Raw genomic sequence first — 3,876 nt, 5'->3', positions numbered from 1 at the left:
GCTGTGGCCGCAGCGGCATCGCTGCCGCGGTGGCAAGAGCGGGCGCTGCCGGCGGCCTCGCTGCGGCCATCGCCGGCGTCGTCGCTGCCGGGCTGCGGCTCCGCCATCGCGGCGCTCGCCGAGACCGCCGCGCTCATGGCCGATGCCCGCCAGTCGCGCGCGAACGAGCGCAAGAACGAGGCGATGCAGGCCCTGCTCGCCTCGGCGGGGTGGCAGTGGGCCGGGGCGATGGCGCTCGGCTATGCACTGCTGGTCTGGAGCCGGCGCGCCGTCTCGCCGGCGCTGGGCGTCGGTGGCGCCCTGGCCGCCTGGGCCGCCGCCGCCTGGCTGGCGCGCGTGCCGTGGCCGCTCGCCGCCCAGCGCGAGTTCGAGCCGGGCCGGATCGACGCGCCGCTGTCCGGCCTGCCGGCGCCGTTCGTGCTGTGGCTCGCCGGCGCCGGCGTCGCGCTGCTGGCGTGGGGGTTGCTGCGCGCGCCGAAGGACGCAGGCGCCCGCCGCCTGCCGCCGCAGTCGATGAGCTCAAGGGTCGGCTATGCCGGGCTGGTCGCGGCCACGGGCATCGGCTGGCTCCTGCTGCTCGACCTGTCGAGCCACGGCCTTCCCGCCAACCGCTACCTGGCGCTGTACCACCAGGGCCACCTCTGGCTCGGCATGCTCGTGCTGTCGGTGCTGCTGTTCCTGCGCCAGCCGTTGTCGCGAGCGCTGGCCTGGCTGCTGTCGGTCGGCGGCGAGGTCGCCGACCGCACGCTGCGCCGCGTCGGTGCCCTCGGCGCGGCCGGAGCCCTGCTGCTGCTGACCGTCGCTGCGCTCGCCGCCTTCGGGGTGGGCCTCGCCAACCTGCGCCAGCTGACGTCGGAGCTCGGCCGCATCTGGCTGATCGTCGGCGCGGCCTGGTTCTTCTTCCTGCGCGCCGGCCCGATGACCGACCGGCTGGCGCGGCACGGCCCGTTGGGCGCTTCCTTCGTCCGCTACGCGTGGCCGCTTCTGTTCGTCGTCGCCGTGCTCGTCGCGGCGATGCTGCTCACCCGCGACATGGGCCCGCTGCTCATCGCCGCCTACGCCTCCGGTGCCTTCCTGGCGGCGACGCTGGCCATGTGGTGGCATCGGCGCAGCGGCCGGCAGGCCGTTGCCTTCGTGCTCGCGGTCCTGCTGTTCGCCGCCTGGATCGTCGGCACGACGCTGCTCCTGCTCCACGCCGGCTCGATCGACGACGTGACGGCGAGCCGGCTCGAGAGCATGGCCGCGCCGTTCGCCTCGATCAACGACCAGCTGGCGCTGGTCTCGTGGTTCCGCGCCGCGGCGCCGCCGGAGGGCTTCGGCATCGGCACGACGCCCTGGTGCGGCTTCGTGTCGGGCGGGACGTGCAGCGGCGTGCCGGGGCAGATCCACAGCGACTACACCTTCACCGCCATTGTCGGCGTCTTCGGCGCGACGGCTGCCTGGGCGGTCGCCCTCGGCACCGCCGTCTGGCTGCACCGCCTGATCCGCCACCACGGCCGCGTCACGCGCGGCGAGCCGCAGCTGCTGCCCGTCGGCGGCCAGCTCGGCAACGACGGCCAGGCCCTGCTCAGCTGGCTTGCGATCGCCTGGGTCGTCCTGACCTCGTGCCAGCTCGCCGTCACGGTGGCCGGCAACCTGGCCGTGCTGCCGCTGACTGGTGTCACCTTTCCCTTCGTCAGCTTCGGCATGACCTCGCTGCTGGTCAACATGGCCTTCCTCGGCCTCTGCCTCAACGTCGACGTGCCGGGCCCGGGAAGCGCGCATGGCTGAGCGCCGCCCCGTCTCGCTGCTCGACTTCGCGATCGCCGCCAGCCTGGTCGTCGTGCCGGTCATGCTCGGCGTGCTGCTGCTGGTCGCGGTGGTCCGGCCGGCGCAGCCCGATGCCGGCTGGCGCACGCCCAGCGATCGCTACGTCAGCGTGCGCCACGTCGCCGCGCTGAAGACCTTCGAGCCGGCGATCGTCGCGCGCTCGTCGGTGAATGCGGGGCCGGTCACCGCGGCGCAAGTCCTCGACGCGGTGCCCGCATGCCGCCGCGAATGGAGCGACGCCGCGCCGCTCGAGCGCTGGCTCGGCCGACTCGGCGGGCCCGGCGGGGCCGACGCGACGCGGCCGACGCCGGCCGATCGCATCGCCTCGCGCTGGACCGATCTCGACGCCGCCCTGCTGCGCTTCAGCAGCCGCGCCAATGCCCGCGTCGAGCACCGCATCGGGCTCGACCTGGGCCGGTGGGCCGCCGCCGCGGCCGCGGCGATCGACGCGCCGGTTGAGTCGAGCGACTACCCGGACCGGCGCTTCCGGGTCGGCTGCGCCGATCTCGTCGGTGCGCTCGCCGCGCTCGCCCGCGCCGACGGGCGGATCCTCGACAGCCTGGCCTGGCGTGGCACCGAGGGCGGGACGACGCTCGCGCGCTGGCGCCCCGACCAGGAGACGGAGATCGGCGCCGGCCAGGTGGCGCGGCGCAACCCGTGGGGCGGCCTCGCCGGCTGCATCTACCTGGGCCGCGGCGAGGGCGCCGACGCGGCGCCGCGCCACTTCCTGGCCGCGCCGCGCAGCCTGCAGCAGCGCGTCTGCGCGATGCCGTCGCTGGCCGGGGCGGCGGTCGCGCCGGGCGCCGCCTCGGCGCCGAGCGCCCTGGTCGGCGAGCCCGGCGTGCAGGAGGCGGTCGACACCGCTCGCTGGCGCGTGCCGCCGTCGCTGCAGGCGCTGCTCCAGCCGCTGCAGGCGCTCCGCCAGCCGTCCGGACCGCTGTACCGGATGCTCACCGAGACCGACGCCGCCGGGCGCGGGCCGCCGCACGCCGTGTCGGCTGCCAACCGCATCGTCCTGGACGGCGCGCCCCTCGACGTCGGCTTCTCGGTCGACCTCACCATCGACCCGTCGCTGCAGGCCCTGGCGCAGAAGACGGCCGCCTGCTACACCGGCCGCCACGACGTCTGCCGGGCCCTCGGCATGCGCCGCGCGGACGACGCCGACCGGCCGCTTGGCCAGCAGCTGCTCGAAGGTGCGATGGTGCGGATGGCGGCGGTGGCGGTGATCGACGTCGCCAGCGGCCGCATCGAGGCGCTCGCCGGCGCGCTCTCGCCCTGCGCCCGCCAGGAGGTCGACGGCCCCGGCCGCGACGCGGCCTGCGACAGGCGCCTGCCGTACCCGGTCCGCTATCGGCCCGACGCCTTGCTCAACCCGGCCGTGTTCCACGCCGCCATGCCGGCGTCGACGATCAAGCCGATCATGGCCGCCGCCTTCCTGTCCGAGCCCGGCGCGGGCGCGAGCCTGCTCGGCGTCGAGCGCAGGGCCATGCAGCGCGACGGCACGCCGGCGCGCGACAGCCTGCGCGGCCAGCTGATGCGGTCCGATTCGGCGCGCTTCCTCGACCGCATGTTCTGCGTCGACACGGGCGTCGCAGCCTGCCGCCGGCCATGGGACGTGCAGGCCGCGGCCGCGGCCTTCGGCTGGAACGCCGGCTGCGTCCACGCCGGCCTCGATTGCGGCAAGCAGGACCTGCTCTTCGGCCGCCCGGTCGATGCGCCCGCGGCCGCGCCATGGCGGCCGCCCCTCGCCAGGGACGTCCTCTACGGCCGCCTCATGAGCGAGCCGTTCGAGCGCCGGCTCGGCGCGCCGATGCACCTCATGCCGCCGGCGACGCTCGACCTACAGCGTCTGCGCCGCTGCGCGACGGGCGCGGACGGTAGACGCCGCAGCGAGGTCGTGTTGGATTGCGGACCTCGTCGCCAACCTGGACTCGAAGAGTCCCACGTCCTACCTCGACGGCAAGCCGGCGGACAAGTTCCGCCGGCTGATGTGAGCAGCCGGCTCAGTTCCACGCTAGCGCCGAGCGGGTCGCCCAGTACGCGGCCGGCTCCTCGCGCAGCGCCGCG

The 3,876-nt window shown here is 75.6% G+C and carries 2 protein-coding genes; both read left to right on the top strand.

Annotated elements, in window-relative coordinates:
• The first annotated feature begins 135 nt into the window (after positions 1-135).
• Positions 136-1,770: an FtsW/RodA/SpoVE family cell cycle protein gene (locus AC30N0_RS06445; RefSeq protein ID WP_489517101.1), complete on the top strand. Its 1,635-nt coding sequence runs from the start codon at positions 136-138 to the stop codon at positions 1,768-1,770.
• A partial coding sequence (locus AC30N0_RS06440) for a hypothetical protein (RefSeq protein ID WP_489517100.1) occupies positions 1,763-3,876 on the top strand: 2,114 nt, incomplete at its 3' end. The genes AC30N0_RS06445 and AC30N0_RS06440, both read left to right, overlap by 8 nt.

Origin of the sequence: Rhizobacter sp. (assembly GCF_031412495.1) — a bacterium.
Taxonomy (GTDB): domain Bacteria; phylum Pseudomonadota; class Gammaproteobacteria; order Burkholderiales; family Burkholderiaceae_C; genus Schlegelella_A.
Note: the sequence above shows the minus strand (reverse complement) of the source record. Positions and strands in the feature narration are given on the sequence as shown.